12 protein-coding genes and 1 tRNA gene are annotated in these 17,610 nt (G+C 44.8%); 11 read left to right on the forward strand and 2 right to left on the reverse strand.

Annotated features, from left to right (window positions below):
* The first annotated feature begins 18 nt into the window (after positions 1 to 18).
* Positions 19 to 606 (forward strand): glycerol-3-phosphate 1-O-acyltransferase PlsY, encoded by a 588-nt coding sequence (gene plsY / locus B4K11_RS11935; RefSeq protein ID WP_292950945.1) that lies wholly within the window; start codon positions 19 to 21, stop codon positions 604 to 606.
* Here the strand turns inward: plsY and tsaD are convergent.
* Positions 603 to 1,631, reverse strand: a complete 1,029-nt coding sequence (gene tsaD, locus B4K11_RS11940) for a tRNA (adenosine(37)-N6)-threonylcarbamoyltransferase complex transferase subunit TsaD (protein WP_292950947.1) — start codon at positions 1,629 to 1,631, stop codon at positions 603 to 605. The two genes, plsY and tsaD, sit on opposite strands and share 4 nt — an antisense overlap.
* A gap of 255 nt (positions 1,632 to 1,886) precedes the next feature.
* On the opposite strand from tsaD, the gene rpsU reads away from it, so the two are divergent.
* From rpsU to pqqA, 6 genes are all read left to right on the forward strand, one after another.
* On the forward strand, positions 1,887 to 2,102 hold the full coding sequence (rpsU, locus tag B4K11_RS11945; protein ID WP_067865199.1) for a 30S ribosomal protein S21: 216 nt from the start codon (positions 1,887 to 1,889) through the stop codon (positions 2,100 to 2,102).
* Between the two features lie 47 nt (positions 2,103 to 2,149).
* Complete coding sequence (locus tag B4K11_RS11950; protein WP_292950948.1) at positions 2,150 to 2,599, forward strand: GatB/YqeY domain-containing protein; 450 nt, start codon at positions 2,150 to 2,152, stop codon at positions 2,597 to 2,599.
* Between the two features lie 109 nt (positions 2,600 to 2,708).
* Positions 2,709 to 4,706: a DNA primase gene (gene dnaG, locus B4K11_RS11955; protein ID WP_292950949.1), complete on the forward strand. Its 1,998-nt coding sequence runs from the start codon at positions 2,709 to 2,711 to the stop codon at positions 4,704 to 4,706.
* Between the two features lie 231 nt (positions 4,707 to 4,937).
* The gene (gene rpoD / locus B4K11_RS11960; RefSeq protein WP_292959398.1) at positions 4,938 to 6,740 is read left to right on the forward strand and encodes an RNA polymerase sigma factor RpoD; all 1,803 of its coding nucleotides are present in this window, start codon (positions 4,938 to 4,940) and stop codon (positions 6,738 to 6,740) included.
* Between the two features lie 146 nt (positions 6,741 to 6,886).
* Positions 6,887 to 6,963 (forward strand) — tRNA-Ile (locus B4K11_RS11965).
* Between the two features lie 188 nt (positions 6,964 to 7,151).
* Positions 7,152 to 7,226 (forward strand): pyrroloquinoline quinone precursor peptide PqqA, encoded by a 75-nt coding sequence (pqqA, locus tag B4K11_RS11970; protein ID WP_292951019.1) that lies wholly within the window; start codon positions 7,152 to 7,154, stop codon positions 7,224 to 7,226.
* A gap of 183 nt (positions 7,227 to 7,409) precedes the next feature.
* On the opposite strand, the gene B4K11_RS11975 is transcribed toward pqqA, so the two are convergent.
* Entirely contained in the window at positions 7,410 to 10,769 is a 3,360-nt protein-coding gene (locus tag B4K11_RS11975) for a DUF2126 domain-containing protein (RefSeq protein WP_292950952.1), read from the reverse strand.
* 460 nt (positions 10,770 to 11,229) lie between these two features.
* Between B4K11_RS11975 and B4K11_RS11980 the strand changes: the two genes are divergently transcribed.
* From B4K11_RS11980 to B4K11_RS11995, 4 genes are all read left to right on the forward strand, one after another.
* Positions 11,230 to 12,681, forward strand: a complete 1,452-nt coding sequence (locus B4K11_RS11980; RefSeq protein ID WP_292950953.1) for a circularly permuted type 2 ATP-grasp protein — start codon at positions 11,230 to 11,232, stop codon at positions 12,679 to 12,681.
* Positions 12,682 to 12,683: 2 nt separating this feature from the next.
* A complete protein-coding gene (locus tag B4K11_RS11985) occupies positions 12,684 to 13,679 on the forward strand; it encodes an alpha-E domain-containing protein (protein ID WP_292950954.1) in 996 nt (331 codons plus the stop codon).
* Positions 13,680 to 13,811: 132 nt separating this feature from the next.
* Positions 13,812 to 16,373 carry a circularly permuted type 2 ATP-grasp protein gene (locus B4K11_RS11990; protein ID WP_292950955.1) on the forward strand — a complete coding sequence of 854 codons (2,562 nt, stop codon included), beginning with the start codon at positions 13,812 to 13,814 and terminating at the stop codon, positions 16,371 to 16,373.
* Positions 16,370 to 17,251, forward strand: coding sequence for a transglutaminase family protein (locus B4K11_RS11995; RefSeq protein ID WP_292950956.1), 882 nt, complete (start codon positions 16,370 to 16,372; stop codon positions 17,249 to 17,251). The genes B4K11_RS11990 and B4K11_RS11995 overlap by 4 nt, the downstream gene beginning before the upstream one ends.
* The last annotated feature ends 359 nt before the right edge of the window (positions 17,252 to 17,610 follow it).

Genomic DNA, 17,610 nt, shown 5'->3' on the forward strand with positions numbered 1-17,610 from the left:
TTCACTCTTGGATTCATAATGACCGATACTGGACTTGTCACCATCGGACTTATTTTTCTTGCTTACCTATGGGGCTCAATCCCCGTAGCAGTGATCGTTTGTCATGCCTTTAATATTCCTGACCCTCGCCAGCAAGGTTCTGGTAATCCCGGCACAACCAATGTCTTACGTATTGGCTCAGCTAAAGCCGCCACATTGACACTCTTTGGCGATATTGGCAAAGGCATATTGGCACTACTGCCCGGTCTACTTTTACCTTTATCCAACACAGAACAATCCCTTTGCGCATTAGCCGCTATTCTCGGCCACCTTTTCCCGATTTTTTCATCATTCAAGGGCGGCAAAGGTATCGCCACTGCGCTGGGTGTTTGTATCTGTTTGTACTGGCCATTGGCAATTGCACAGCTGATTGTGTGGGGAATAGTTGCAGCAATTAGCCGTACAGCATCACTTGCCTCTACTGCCTGTGCACTTGTTAGCCCAATCTTTATTTGGCTAACCGCCCCGGAGTATTTTGCTGTCATGCTAATCATTTCAGCGCTTTTACTCCTCAGCCACCGTACAAATATACGTAATCTGCTTAACAGTTCAGAACCTCGGCTTTAAATCGCCTCAAGCGTATCAAGCGGCCAACGAGGTTTTGTTACGATTTCTAGACCACTTTGCTGGCCTGCTACTAAACGCTGACAACCTGCAAACGCGATCATCGCACCATTATCTGTGCAGAATTCAGGACGCGCATAAAAGAGTTCAGAGCGCTCCTTTTTAACCATCTCTTCTAATCGTTCACGTAACCGCTGATTTGCACTCACACCACCGGCAATGACTAACTGCTTAAATCCAGTATGCTGCAGGGCGCGTTTACATTTTATAGCTAGGGTATCGACAACAGCTTCTTCAAAAGCACAAGCGATATCATTAATTGTCTGATCATCCAGCTTTCCATTTTCATCACGATGATCATTAGAAGTATTCAGGGTAAATGTCTTTAAGCCCGAAAAACTCATATCCATGCCGGGACGGTCGATCATCGGGCGAGGAAAACGAAAACGCGTTCGATCACCTAATAATGCATGTTTAGCGACTAACGGCCCGCCCGGATAATCTAAGCCGAGCATTTTCGCGGCTTTATCAAAAGCTTCTCCGGCTGCATCATCGAGTGATTCACCCAGAAGCTCATACTGACCAATACCATCGACACGCACTAGCTGGGTATGTCCACCCGATACCAGTAAGGCAACAAATGGAAACGAAGGAGGGTTCTCTTCCAACATCGGGGCTAGCAAATGACCTTCCATATGATGCACGCCGATGGCGGGCTTACCCCATGAGAGCGCCAACGCTCGACCGGTTGAGGCACCTACCATCAGCGCACCAATCAAACCGGGGCCTGACGTATAGGCAATAGCATCCACATCACCTTTCTTTACATCAGCCTTTTCAAAGACTTCATCCAATAGAGGCAGTAATTTTCGCACATGATCACGTGAAGCCAGTTCAGGCACGACACCACCGTATTCAGCATGCATCTTTACTTGGCTGTATAACGCATCAGCCAATAAGCCTTGCTCACTGTCATAGATTGCAACACCGGTTTCATCGCAAGAGGTTTCTATTCCTAATACACGCATCTTTTACTATCTCAATTTAGATTTATAGCGCTACCGAACATTACAAAATCATACTAGCCGGTCGCTTTGCGGGCATTATACATCTGCCCTTGGCCGACTGCATGCAAACCTGTGTAGAAAATAGCCTGAATAGCCATTAACTGCTTTACTTAGCCTAGTGAAAGGAATAAAATTTCGCGCCTTGCCATAGAACCGTCTGTTTTATGAGCAAGTTTCATTAAGTATTAACTAAACAATTATAGGGTTTGTTAAAACATGCCAGCTGTAAAAGTTAAAGAAAACGAGCCATTTGATGTTGCTCTACGTCGTTTCAAACGTTCTTGCGAAAAAGCAGGCGTACTAGCTGAAGTTCGTCGTCGTGAATTCTACGAGAAGCCAACTTCTGTACGTAAGCGTAAAGCAGCTGCTGCTGTTAAGCGTCACGCTAAGAAAGTATCTCGCGAAAACGCACGTCGCGTACGCTTGTACTAATACTCGAGATATACACAAGATCCCATTCAGGTAATTAGAGGTAAGTTATGTCGGAGCTTAAGCAGCGAATCACTACAGAGATGAAAGCTGCAATGCGTGCCAAAGATAAGGAACGCCTAAGCACTATCCGCATGATGTTAGCCGAACTCAAGCGCATCGAAATCGATGAACGCATTGAGCTGGATGATACCCGAGTTATTACGGTGCTAGACAAAATGTCTAAGCAACGTCGAGACTCTATCTCACAATTTGAAGAAGCGGCACGTATGGATCTTGCTAGTGCTGAGCGACGGGAGTTGGAGGTGATTAAAACTTTCCTGCCGCAACCGCTTACGGATGAAGAACTTGTAGCCATTGTTAAACAAGCTACAGAAGAGTCAGGCGCGCAGTCCATGCAAGACATGGGCAAAGTCATGGGGCTAGTAAAACCCCAAGTTCAAGGCCGCGCCGATATGGGTAATATATCCAAACTTGTTAAGGCCGTACTAACAAGTTAAACACGATCTAGCTAGGCTGATATCAAGTTAGACACTACCTAGCTAAAGACTATCAAGTTAAAGACTATCCAGTTACACTCCCGCTGATACCTAATCAGCAGTTGAGCTCATGGCCGGACGCATACCCCAAACATTTATCGATGATTTATTAGCACGCGTCAATATTATTGACGTGCTAGATGGTCGTGTCCAAAAGCTAAAACGCGCCGGCAAGAACTACTCAGGCCTTTGCCCTTTCCATAAAGAAAAAACCCCCTCCTTTTCTGCTAACCAAGAGAAACAGTTTTATTACTGCTTTGGCTGTGGAGCAGGTGGAAACGCACTGGGGTTTCTTATGGAATATGAGAATATCGGCTTTCCTGAAGCGGTTGAAGAGCTCGCTAAATCCGCCGGAATGGAAGTCCCACGTGATGATTCCCCGCAGCAACGCGAAAAAGATCAGCAATTAAAAAAGCTGTACGAACTGCTCGATGCCGCCAGCCAATACTATGAAGATCAGCTACGTAGCAATGACAGTCGTACTGACGCTGTTAACTATCTAAAATCACGCGGCCTTAGCGGCCAAGCAGCCAAAGCATTTTCGATTGGTTTTGCACCCTCCGGCTGGGATAATTTACTTAAGCACCTAGGTAAAGATGATCCGCATAAAGCCAAGCTTCTAGAAGAAGCGGGAATGCTTATTCACAATGAAGAGCGTGACAGCCGCTACGATCGATTTCGTAATCGTATTATGTTTCCGATTAGAGACCAGCGCGGCAGAACTATAGCTTTTGGTGGACGTGTACTAGGTGACGATAAACCGAAGTACCTTAATTCCCCGGAAACACCCACATTCCATAAAAGCCGTGAACTTTACGGTCTTTATGAAGCAAGAAAACACAACAGCAAGTTAGATCGCCTTATTATTGTTGAAGGCTATATGGATGTCGTTGGTTTAGCTCAATACGGCATTCACTATGCCGTGGCGACCCTAGGTACCGCCACGACAGAACAACACTTAGAGCGACTTTTTAAAATAGTACCGGAAATCATCTTCTGTTTTGATGGAGACAATGCAGGTCGAGAAGCCGCTATGCGCGCACTCAAAACCGCAATACCCGTTATTGAAGATGGTAAAGAAGCCCGTTTTTTATTCTTACCTGATGGCGAAGACCCTGACAGCTTAGTACGCCAAGAAGGCGAGATAGCCTTTAGTGAAAGATTATCCACAGCCCAACCCTTGTCTGAGTTTTTCTTTAAAAGCCATTCCGAAACTGCGGACTTAGATAGCATGGATGGACGTGCGCGCTTTAGCACTGAAGTGCTTCCCGCTATCAACTCAATGCGCCCAAGCCTGCTACAGCAGATGATGCTAGATCGAATTTGTGAGCTAACAAACTTATCCCTCGATCAGATTCAAACCACTGTTAATTTTCATGAAGCGCTTACAACCACATCCACTCCAGCAAGCCAAAACACAAGCACTTCTGATGCATATAGCCCTCCGCCAGCACTAGAGTATGATAACTATCCTAGCGAAGAGCCGCATTACGCAGACTTTGAATCTGGCTATCAAGAGTCATACCAAGAACAGCCAAGTAAGAAAAAGGGCAAATTCAAAAACGGTTACAAAAAAGATAAATTTGGCGAGCAGCCAGGCCCTCGGTTACCGCGCCCAAAAAACACAGAGCTTTCGTTTGCCGAAAAACTCATATCACTGCTTTTGCATTACCCTCAACTCGCAAGCGAATACACACCGCCACAAAGTCTATCTCAGGCCGAAAGCACAGATATTCAGCTTCTCATTCAGTTAATTACCTATTATACAGAGAACCCATCTGCATCACTTGGTCAGCTCGCTGTTGATTGGCGCGAAGATGAAAAACTCTCACAAACTATCATCAGCCTATATGAGATATCCACTTCGCTAGAAATACACTCAGAAGAAGATGCTCGCCTTTACTTAAAAGACGCTAAAAATCAGCTAGAACTGATCGCCTTGGAACAAGAGATCTCTGCACTACAAAGAAAACAACAACAGACCGGCAAATTAAGCACTGAAGAAAAAGTATCGCTGGCGCAAAACTTTCAGAAACTAAATCAGCTAAAACATATCACCAAAGAATAGCCCCAGCCCAAGCGACAACGCAAAAAACTGGCTCCACCCTTGAAAAAATAGAGCCTAATCACCATATACAAGATTAAGTTACCGATCATTTCAGCAAGTCGCTGAAAAATAGTCTATTTTTAACGGGTAACTGACTAAAACTGGCACGGCCTTTTCCCTAGCAAAATAGCGACTTCATCGTTATAATGGCCTGCTCGAATTTTCATCCATTTTTACAAGTCACAGGGTCCTATGTCCGATACTTCGCAGCAACAGCAGTCTCGCCTCAAGGAATTGATCGCACGTGGTAAAGAGCAGGGCTACCTTACCTTCGCTGAAATCAATGACCATCTACCACAGGACATTGCCGATCCGGATCAAGTAGAAGATATTATCCGCATGATCAATGACATGGGTATTTCCGTGTCAGAAGAAGCGCCGGATACTGAAACACTACTGATGACCGAAGGTGATTCCGCAGAAGTTGATGCGGATGAAGAAGCTGTAGCAGCACTTGCTGCTGTAGAGTCTGACGCCGGACGCACGACTGACCCTGTCCGCATGTATATGCGTGAAATGGGTACCGTTGAACTATTAACTCGCGAAGGCGAGATCAGCATTGCTAAACGAATTGAAGAAGGTCTTCGAGAAGTTATGTGCGCTGTTGCATGCTTCCCTGGCACTGTTGATGCCATCATTGAAGCCTACGACCTTACCATCCAAGAAGAAGGCCGCTTAAGCGACATCTTCAGCGGCTACATTGATCCTGATGATGGCGTCATGCCTGTAGCTCCTCCTGCAGCACCTGCCGAAGATGACGATGAAGAGGAAGAAAAAGAGAAAGGCCCAGATCCTGAAGAAGCCGCACGTCGCTATGGCCTAGTTCGCGAAAAGCTGATTGCACTAAAAGACATTGTTGAAGAACACGGCCGTGGTAGCAAAGAACATAAGAAAGCCCAGTTCGAACTTGGCGAAGTGTTCTCTCCGATTAAACTTTCGCCTCGCTACTATGAAGCGCTAGTCAACCGTGTTCGCTCTACGATTGAAAATATTCGTAAACAAGAACGCACTATCATGCGTATCTGTACACAACGAGCAAAAATGCCACGTAAAGCCTTTATTAAAGACTTCCCTGGCAACGAAACAAATACAAGCTGGTTCACCGATATTATTGATTCCAAGAGCGATTACTCGCGTGCAATCAAAACAAATATCATTGAACTTAAGCGTGCACAAAGAAAACTTATTAATGCAGAGATCGATACAGGCATAGCCCTAACAGAGATCAAAGAGATTAACCGCGCAATGTCTATTGGCGAAGCAAGAGCACGCCGCGCGAAAAAAGAGATGGTTGAAGCCAACCTACGTCTTGTAATCTCCATTGCTAAGAAATACACCAACCGCGGTCTACAGTTCCTAGATCTAATCCAGGAAGGTAACATCGGCCTAATGAAAGCGGTAGACAAATTTGAATACCGTCGTGGTTATAAGTTCTCAACTTATGCTACATGGTGGATCCGCCAGGCAATTACTCGTTCCATTGCCGACCAAGCACGTACCATACGTATTCCAGTGCATATGATCGAAACGATCAACAAACTGAACCGTATTTCCCGTCAGATGCTACAAGAGATGGGACGTGAAGCAACGCCTGAAGAACTTGCCGAACGCATGGAAATGCCTGAAGACAAAGTACGTAAAGTTCTGAAGATTGCCAAAGAACCAATCTCAATGGAAACACCAATCGGTGATGATGAAGATTCAAGCTTAGGCGATTTCATTGAAGACGTGACTATCTCCTCCCCAGTTGACTCAGCAACAGGCGAAGGCCTACGTGAAGCAACAAAAGAGGTATTAGCCGGCCTGACAGTACGTGAATCTAAAGTTCTGCGTATGCGTTTCGGTATCGAGATGAATACAGACCATACGTTAGAAGAGGTAGGTAAGCAGTTTGACGTAACGCGCGAGCGTATTCGTCAGATCGAAGCCAAAGCCCTGCGCAAGCTTCGCCACCCTAGCCGCTCAGAGCACCTACGTGGTTTTATTGACGACTAGCATATTCTTTTAAATCAAAACCTTGCACCCATGATTCCTACTCGGTATTATGGGCGCCCTCTCCTTTTGGAGAACCTCAAATTGATTCAAAATTAACTGTTTTGTTACTGTTTTGAATTCAATTCGCAAGAGCAATCTTGCTCTGGGGGCCTATAGCTCAGTTGGTTAGAGCGCTCGACTCATAATCGATCGGTCGCAGGTTCGAGTCCTGCTAGGCCCACCACTTTAAAGACCGCACAACCTTCAGACACCCCCTGCGCACTCTTAGCGAACCTGCAACATAAGCCCCTCCACAATATAGCAGCATAAGTCGTAATTGAGCCTCCCTATCAAGCATGTAGATTTTTTTAATAGGATAAATCCACAAAAAACGACTATATTAATAAATACTAATACAACAGGAGATGCTACATGAAGTGGTGTAAACCAAGCTATAACGACTTGAGAATTGGCTTCGAAGTAACAATGTATTTTGCCAATCGATGATCCACGAGGTCGGGAGAAAAGGAATTCTCCCGAATATCCTTCGACAAACCCAAAGCCAAAAACCTGAATGAGGTCAACACATTGCGACCCCATTCAGATATGCCTGCTGTAAACTAAGCAAACAGCAGGGCTCAGACCTTACAATATTGACTACCTTTCACATCAGTTCCTACCCAAAACTCATCAGCTCGAGGATACATCAGCAGGTGCAACATTCCTTAAATCAAGCGTATAAGGATATTCATTACTAAAGACTTCCTCTTTAAGTGCCGCAGGCTTTGCAGGACGATCATCAGGTGAGAATTCGCGTACGACCCTTGCACCAGTGGTAGCCGTTATCTCTCCCGGAGAGTGTCCAAACTCATCATAACGAGAGACCCTTCTCGCTTCAGCTTCATGACCATTAACTGGATAGGTATCATAACTCCGTCCACCCTGATGACTCACATGATAAGTACACCCACCTATACTCTGGCCGTTCCAAGTATCAACCAAGTCAAAGGTCAACGGCGCATGCACCCCAATAGTCGGATGGAGGGCTGAAGGTGGCTGCCATGCCCGATAACGAACACCTGCTACATATTCACCATTACGCCCAGTACTTCGCAATGGCACACGATGGCCATTACAGGTCACGACATATCGTCCCTCATCTAGGCCTGAAAGCTTAATTTGCAAACGCTCCACAGAAGAATCAACATAACGTGAAGTCCCAAAACTACTGATCTCTTCACCCAACACATGCCAAGGCTCAATAGCCCAACGCAACTCAATAGCCACATTATCAATCTGAACCCGACCATAATGTGGATAACGAAACTCTTCAAAAGGCGCCAACCAATCAAGCTGGAAAGGTATGCCATGATCCTGAAGATCCTGAACCACACATTTCAGATCCGCCCACGCATAATGAGGCAACATAAACTTATCATGCAATTCAGTCCCCCAACGCGCTAATGGCTTGCTATAAGGCTCATCCCAGAACCGCGCCACCAAGCTACGAATAAGAAGGGCTTGAACCAAGGCCATGCGTGAGTGCGGCGGCATTTCAAATCCACGAAATTCCAGTAAACCCTGCCGCCCACTGGCACTACCAGGTGAATACAATTTATCAATACAAAATTCAGCACGGTGAGTATTGCCGGTCATATCAACCAACAGATTTCGCAAAATCCGATCCACTAACCATGGCTGATCAATGATACCCTCAGGCATTTGCTTAAAAGCAATTTCCAGCTCATACAACATCTCACCTCGGGCTTCATCAACCCTCGGCGCCTGACTGGTAGGGCCAATAAACATGCCAGAAAATACATAGGATAATCCAGGGTGATGTTGCCAATAGGTAATCAAGCTACGCAAAAGGTCCGGACGGCGTAACAATGGGCTGTCAGCCGGTGTATTAGCCCCTATCGTAATATGATTACCGCCACCGGTACCGGTATGGCGCCCATCTAGCATAAATTTTTCAGTTCCCAGACGACACTCATGCGCGGCCTGATAAAGTCGAGTTGTATTATCCACCAGCTCATCCCAACTTTCAGAAGGGTGGATATTAACTTCAATAACACCTGGATCAGGCGTCACTAATAATTTTTTAAGGCGACTGTCTTTTGGCGGCTCATAGCCCTCTAACACTATCGGCAATTTAAGCTCTGTTGCGGTTTTCTCTATGGTCGCAATGAGCTGAAGGTAGTGTTCAAGGTAGGTCATCGGCGGCAGGAACAAATACAACTTACCATCACGAGGCTCAATACATAACGCAGTACGTATCACCTCAACCTGATGCGTGGTTATAGCATCCGATGCAGGCATCTCTTTAAGCTGCTCAACCGTTTCCGCGAACTGACTATGCTTAGGTAAAGGACGGGATAATTCAAAAGGATCAGATTCTGCTTGAACCTCACGTTCCTCTTCAGTTTGATAGGGAAGAGAATCTAGCGGCAATCGGTACCCCAAAGATGAATCACCTGGGATTAACACCACCTGCTCGCGTCTCATAGGCCAATGAGTTGAGTGCCAATTAGATTGTGAATAATCCCACGCAAGTGGCAAAACAAAACCACTTGGGCTATTTAAACCACGCTGCAGCAGCTTAGCGATGCGTTTACGCTCTAGATCACTATCCAAATCAGCTTTTAATGGATCAATGTTACCCGGTAGATTTTGCTCTTTCCAAGCAAAATACAGCGCATCTTCATAAGCTGGGAGGATAAATTTATTATCAAGCTGAAGGTTATTACACAACTGAGTAAAAAACTTTTCAGCAGAACTCAAATCATGACCATAATCCTGATCAACTCGCGCTAACAATGACGGTTTAGACCATAAAGGCTCACCATCTTCACGCCAAAAACAACCTAGCGCCCAACGAGGGATCTCCTCACCGGGATACCACTTACCTTGACCGTAGTGTAATAGGCCACCCGGGGCATATTCTTCACGTAAGCGCAGTAACAGATCTTTGGCTAATTTAAGCTTATCGTCACCCAATGCATCCGTATTCCACTGCGGAGATTCCATATCATCAACAGAAACAAAGGTTGGCTCCCCACCCATGGTCAAGCGAACATCCTGCTCATTCAGCTGCTGATCTATTGCAGATCCCAACTGCATAATATCTTCCCACTGCTGATCGCTATAAGGCTTAGTGACCCTTGGATCTTCTTGAATTCGCGTTACGCTGTTTTCATGTTCAAATTCAACCTCACATGGGCTAGTCGCACCTGTCACAGGAGCCGCTGAAACTGGATCTGATGTACATGCCAAAGGAATATGCCCTTCTCCAGCAAACAAGCCCGATGTTGGATCAAGACCGATCCAGCCGGCACCCGGAATATAAACTTCACACCAAGCATGTAGATCAGTGAAGTCCTCATCAGCTCCTGCTGGACCATCAAGAGGTTTTACATCAGGCTTGAGCTGAACTAGATAACCGGATGTAAAGCGAGCAGCCAAGCCTATTCGACGGAGTATCTGAACAAGTAACCATGCGGTATCTCTGCAAGAGCCTTTTTTACTAGATAACGTTTTCTCGCAAGTCTGAACACCGGGCTCCATGCGGATACCGTAATCAATCTCTTGCTCAAGTTGCTGGTTTAGCTCAACCAAAAAATCATTGATTGGTTTTGGCTCTTTATCAACCTTGCTCGCCCACTTCTTCAGTAACGGACCTTTTTCTGAGCACTTTAGATAAGGCAGCAGCTCCTTTTTTAACTGAGCATCGTACTTAAATGGATAGTTTTCAGCATATTCTTCAACAAAGTAGTCGAATGGGTTAATAACGGTCATATCCGCAATCACTTCTACTTCAATGCTAAATTCATCTGTTTTTTCTGGAAAAACGAGTCTAGCCTGATAATTGCCAAAAGGGTCCTGCTGCCAGTTCAAGAAATGCTCTTCAGGGGTTATTTTGAGAGAGTATCCGTGAATATGTGTACGCGAATGAGGAGCTGGCCGTAAACGTAATGTATGCGGAAATAGATTAACTCTACGATCAAACTTGTATTTTGTCTTGTGATTCAAGGCTACACGAATTGCCATTCCTTAATGCTCCTAAGCTGAACGCACTGTACCAAATTGCGAGATAAGCAAACTTTGATCCTGTTTAATCCTTTATTAAGTACTCAATCTAATTACATGCCATATGGGCTAATAAAGCATTCCACAGCACTGCGATTATCATCCCTTAATATAGAGAGTGTTAAACAACTGCTTTATTACACAGCAAGCTTCAAGCCAATTCATATCAAGCACCGCAAAAGCCTATGATCGTAATACAACGCCATCACCCAGCTCATTAGCCCTATAGCCCCGTAAAAAAGCACATTAAATATTAATGGCCTAATATTTGCTCAATCCCCTTTAGATAAAATATTTATAGATTCTTCGGTCTATTAATCAGGCCGAAGCACCAAGGCAGGGCCAACAAAAAGCCTTGCTCACCTTCGCCGCACTATAATAGTGCAGTCTTAAGTTTTCGGATATCAGGGAAACAAAGGGTATGAATAGCATTTGGGATGGTTATGAATCGGTGTCACATTTTGACGAGCTAGTCTCGTCAAAAGGTAAACCGCGAGAAGCGGCGGACAAATTAGTAGAACATATTGCAGACATGGAAGATGGAGAGCTAGATAAGCGCCGCCAAATGGCTGAAGCCACCATTCAGGAGATGGGGATATCTTTTACTGTTTATACTGAAGAGGGCAATATAGACCGTGCGTGGCCCTTTGATATTATCCCAAGAATAATTCCATCTGATGAATGGAAACAGGTCGCTGAAGGGCTTAAACAACGACTCAGTGCCCTAAATATGTTTATCGATGACCTTTATCATGAACAAAAGATTATTCGTGACGGTGTGGTCCCCGAACATGTAATCCAAGGCTCCCCAAACTTTCTTCCCGAATGCATTGGTGTCAATCCGGCTCATAGTGTCTGGGCACATATATGTGGTACCGACTTGGTCAGAGATGGTGACGGTAAGTTCTTTGTTCTGGAAGATAACTTACGCGTCCCTTCTGGGGTTTCCTACATGCTCGAAAACCGAGCTATTACTAAGCGCGTATTACCTGAAATTTTTGAGAAAGAGAACATCCTCCCATTAGACGATTACTGCGCTCACCTGTTTGATATGTTGGCCTCTTTATCTCCTAGGGATGTTGAAGAACCTGAAATTGTTGTCTTAACACCTGGCATTTTTAACTCTGCTTACTTTGAACATGCCTTTCTAGCTCAACAGATGGGAGCCGAGCTCGTAGAAGGCAGCGATCTATTCGTCGAAGATGATTGCGTATACATGAAAACAATTGCCGGGCCGGAACGCGTTGATGTGATCTATCGTCGAATTGATGACGCCTTTATCGATCCGGAAGTATTTAGGAAAGACTCAGCATTAGGTGTACCCGGCTTGATGAAAGCATGGAAAAAGGGCAATGTTGCTTTAGCGAATGCCCCGGGGGCAGGTGTAGCAGATGATAAGGTTGTTTATGCTTACGTACCAGCCATCATCAAATACTATCTTGATGAAGAACCGATTCTATCCAATGTTGAAACCTATCTGTGTGAAGATCCCAAACAAAAAGAGTATGTACTGGCTAATCTGGATAAATTGGTTGTAAAACCAGCCAACGAATCAGGTGGCTATGGAATGCTCGTGGGGCCGCACTCGACCAAAAAAGAGCAAACTAAATTTGCTCAGCTAATTAATGAGAACCCACGTAATTATATCGCCCAACCTACATTGAACCTTTCTACCGCTCCGACACTGATAGGACAGGGAAAGTTAGAACCACGCCATTTAGATCTTCGCCCATTTATTTTACAGGGTAAAGACGCCTATGTGACGACCGGAGGGTTAACACGAGTTGCCATGAAAAAAGGCTCGCTTGTTGTTAATTCATCTCAAGGTGGCGGTAGTAAAGATACTTGGATTGTTGATACGGAGACTGAATAGTTATGTTATCTCGTGTAGCCGAAAGAATTTATTGGGGTGCCCGTTACCTAGAGCGTGTTGAGAACATTGCACGCCTAGTCAGCGTTTATGACAGTTTGCTGTTTGATCTACCAAAGAAAACCAATATCAGCTGGTATAACCTTATTCGTATCAACAGCAATGCTGATAGCTATACTGAACGCTATAAAGTTCGGGACGAACGAAATGTCGTGAAATTTTTACTAGCCGACGATTCCAATCCCTATTCGTTACTCTCATCTCTGAGGCACGCAAAAGAAAACATCCGCACAACAAGAGATGTAATACCTCAAGATACATGGGAACAAATTAACGAATTGGACCTTTATGCTCGACACAATATTCAGCAAGGTATAAACCGAACCAATCGGCATAAATTTTTAAACACGTTAATACAGCGCTGCCAAGAAATAACCGGTCTATTCGAAGGCGCCATGAGCCGGGACGCCACATGGCAGTTTGTCGTCATTGGCAGAAATATTGAACGAGCAGATATGACGACGCGTATTCTTGATGCCGGCGCTTCCGTCATACTGCAACCAAATGAAGATAAACGCGTAAATCTTGACCAAGTCGTATGGGGGAACGTACTTCGCTCAGTTAGCGGCTATATGAACTACCGACGCGGAGTAAGAACAGCAGTTCAATCGCAAAAAGTTGCAAGATTTATGTTGGAAGATCCTCACTTTCCAAGAACCCTGCGTTTTTGCCTAAACGAAATACATGCAGCCGCTCAAAAATTACCACGCCCTGAAAATATTTTAAGGGGTATAGAAACGGTTAAAGAACTACACTACCCCTTAAATAATGGAGAACAGCTTAATGAGACGTTTCGAGATCACCTCAACGATCTACAGATAAGCGTTTCTCAACTGCATGACGACCTTAGCGCTAACTGGTTCGCTTTCACTCCGTGTATGCGCAAGCTCGCTCTTCCAAAAAACAGCATAACGAGCATGCAAACATCGCAACAGGGATAAACTTGACGAAAGCAAAATCGCTCCTTTAAAAGTCACAAATTTTATTTCTACATTTGCAGTGACACTGAAAGCAGATTTTTTACAAGTAGTCGCTATAATGTGCGCAACTAGAATCAAATAGTGGGCAAGTCAGTGCAGAATCAATCACAATCAGTCATGAGTGAACCATCAAGTAACTTCTCAGTTCCCGATGGTCACTATAATGAGGCGTTTGATCTAGGTCTGCCTCGTTCGCACTGGCAATACCTACTAGAAAGCATCGAAACCCTTGGACACGATGGGCTTCAGGACCGACATAAAAAAGCAGAACGCATATTACGTGATGATGGCGCTACCTATAACCTTGCTAGCGGGCCTTTAGACAGTAAAACCTGGGAACTAGACCCTATTCCAATGCTTATTCCAAGCGAAGAATGGAGTCTCATCGAAGCAGGTTTAACCGAACGCGCTGAACTTTTAAACCTCATTTTGAAGGACATTTACGGTCCCAGAGAGCTTATTCGTCAAGCCGTTATTCCGCCTGAAATCATTTATAGCCACCCGGGTTTCCTACGCCAGTGCCAAGATATTCAACTTCCCAATGATCATCAGTTGACACTTCATGCCGCAGATATGATCAGGGGAGCTGATGGTAAGATTATCATCATCGGAGACCGTACCCAGTCACCAAGCGGTGCGGGTTATGCGCTCGAAAACCGCACGGTCCTTTCTCGTGTGGTGCCCAGCCTATTTCGTGATAGCCAAGTACATCGGTTATCTCATTTTTTTCAATCTCTTAGAAATACACTCGCTTCGCTTGCTAAAGATAAAACCGATGATCCATTGATCGTCATCCTAACACCGGGTGCTTACAGCGAAACCTATTTTGAACATACCTATCTTTCCAACTACCTCGGCTACCCTTTGGTTCAGGGTAGTGATTTGATAGTTAGGGATGGATGTGTCTGGCTTAAGTCCCTAAATGGGTTAAGCAAAGTTAACGTTATAATGCGCCGTGTAGATGATATTTACTGTGACCCCGTTGAGTTAAAGTCTAATTCCTATCTGGGAATTCCTGGCCTCCTTGAGGTCATCCGCAACGGCAATGTTGCAGTCAGTAATCCGCTTGGTTCCGGCATTCTAGAAACGCCCGCTTTATTAAAATACATGCCTCAAATCAGCCAGCACTTTCTGGGCCGCGATTTAAAACTACCGTCTGTCGATACTTGGTGGTGCGGCGATAAGAGTGATCTAAACTTCATTAAATCTAACTTGGATTCTCTTATCATTAAACCCGCTATGCGCAAGGCCAGCAGCCCCAGCGTATATGGCCATATGCTAACCGCGGAAAGCCGATCAGAAATACTGGCTCGTATCGAAGCATCCCCCCATGAGTTTGTGGCACAAAGCTATGTCACCCCTTCCTATCTGCCAGCGTGGCAAGATAATGAGATTCTGACACGACCTTCAATTTTTAGAAGTTTTACTGTATCGAATCAGGTGGCAAATCAAAGTACATATACCGTAATGGCCGGCGGCTTAACTCGGGTTGGCTTAAGCCAGCAAGCCACCGTTGTGACGAATCAAGCGGGGTCACAAAGTAAAGACACCTGGATACTAGCATCCGAACCTGAAAAGCAGACCACTCTAATTGAAGATAACAGTGGCATCATAAATCTAGCACACGAAGCTAATCTACCCAGCCGAGTCATTGAAAATCTTTTCTGGATGGGGCGCTACGCGGAAAGAGCCGAGTCCAACATGCGCTTAATGCGTACCGTTTTCATGCAGATGAATGGCATTGAGCCATTGCCCGAAAAATCTAAAAAGATGCTATTGCAGGCTCTATCTCAGCAAACCAATTGTCTTCCTGGTTTTATGGATATAGAGAAACTGGATAATCCCGACCAAGAGCTGATCGATATCATCTTAGATAGCAATCGCTCCAGCAGTATTAAATCCAGTTTATTAGCACTCTTAACTTGTTCGGAAGAAGTCAAAGAGATGCTATCCGCAGACACACACAGAATCATTAACGATATTCGAGATAATCTGTTTGAACTGGAGCGTTCTTATATCAGTGGTTTACCCTCAGCGCCTGAGGAATCACTGGATCCACTAGTAACGACCTTGCTTGCGATGTCGGGTCTAAGCCATGAAAGTATGCTCCAAGGCGTTGGCTGGAAGTTTCAAGAGATTGGCCGCCGTACAGAAAGAGCGCTACAAACTGCTCGGCTCATTCAATCATTACTAACAACCGCACTGCCCCAATCGCAACAACAGCAAATTCTTGAATCAGTGCTTCTTAGTGTCGAAGCATTAATAACCTTCAGACGACGCTATCGTACACATACCGATGTTGCACACGGGTTAGAGTTACTGATGTTAGATGAAACTAACCCACGCTCTATCATCTACCAGCTACAGTGCCTTCTAAACCATTTTAAAGACCTACCACAACCTGATTCTCTAAAACCAGGCTTAAGTCCGGGTGAGAAGCGACTTATTCAATCACTCAGCAACATTCAAATGGCAGACCTTGATGCTGTATCAAGATATGACACAGAGACTCAATCACGCGGCCAACTTCAACAACTACTAAAAGAAGTAATCAAGCACATTGAAGATTTCTCTTCTGTGCTCAGCGATCAATACTTTGATCACCAATCAGAGCCTCAGCAACTTGAAGCCACCCAAGGGATTGTATTTCTATGATTTACCGCATCCGACATATCACAGAATATACCTACAACAGACCTGTTTCGCTTTGCTACAACCAAGCTCACCTTCTACCTCGCAGTACAGACAATCAAATTTGTCAGAACATGCAGGTAAACATTACTCCTAAGCCGGACTATTTTTCCCAGCGAGAAGATTACTTTGGCAACAACTGCTTCTACTTTTCACTGCAAAAGCACCATAAGAAATTAGTAATCGACGTTACCACCGAGATAGATACCCAATCCGAGCGTGCATCCCTGGATCTTGATCTGGGTAAAACATGCTCTCAGGTAAAACAAGAATTAGAACTATCGACTCTGCCTGAAGTTATCGAAGCCAAAGAGTTTTTGTTAGATTCACCAATGATTAAAATCAGCAGTGAATTGAAGGACTACGCACAAGAACTGTTTGATGAGAATCGCCCTCTATGCTCAGCAGTACGCGCCCTAACCACTAAGATATTCAACGAATTCAAATATGACCCAAGTTCAACCAACGTAGCCACCCCACTACATGAAGCGTTAGAGAAAAAAAGCGGGGTATGTCAGGATTTCGCCCATATTGCTATCGGCTGTTTAAGAGCAATGGGGTATCCAGCACGCTATATTAGTGGCTACTTAGAAACCTTACCCCCACCGGGAGAAGAAAAACTAATAGGCGCTGATGCCTCCCACGCATGGTTTGCTGTCTACTCCCCGGGTGAAGGCTGGTTTGAGTTTGATCCAACTAATGACGACATCCCCGCGGATCAGCACATAACAACAGCTTGGGGGCGTGATTACTCTGATGTAACCCCACTGAGAGGGGTTGTTTTTGATGGAGGGAACAGTCAGGAGCTAAGCGTATCTGTGGATGTAAGAAGGCTTTCCTAAAAAAGCACACTAAATTACGCCCTTAATATTCAATTTCTTCATTATTAGAGAAACTTGCAGCTTGCGTAGACATAAAAGGTAAACACATTTCTCAGATCTGATCAGCTGAACCGCTTAGAGCACTTGAACAGCTTATTGCAACCTCCATTTCTAGGGGGCCCCAATTTACATTTATTTAACAAACTAGTAATCAATTCAGCTATTTCATTGCATCCCTATCAGATGTATTGAAACCTAAAAAGCATTCCCCGCTCAGCTTTTAGTCTTCATAATCTAATTTAATAGAAGTTTTAACCAGTATGGAATGAGACTGAAAGCTCTACAACACCCTAAAGAAACATTTAACTCAGAAAAAAATA

It is taken from the genome of Neptuniibacter sp. UBA6509 (assembly GCA_002435145.1).
Lineage (GTDB): Bacteria > Pseudomonadota > Gammaproteobacteria > Pseudomonadales > Balneatricaceae > Neptuniibacter.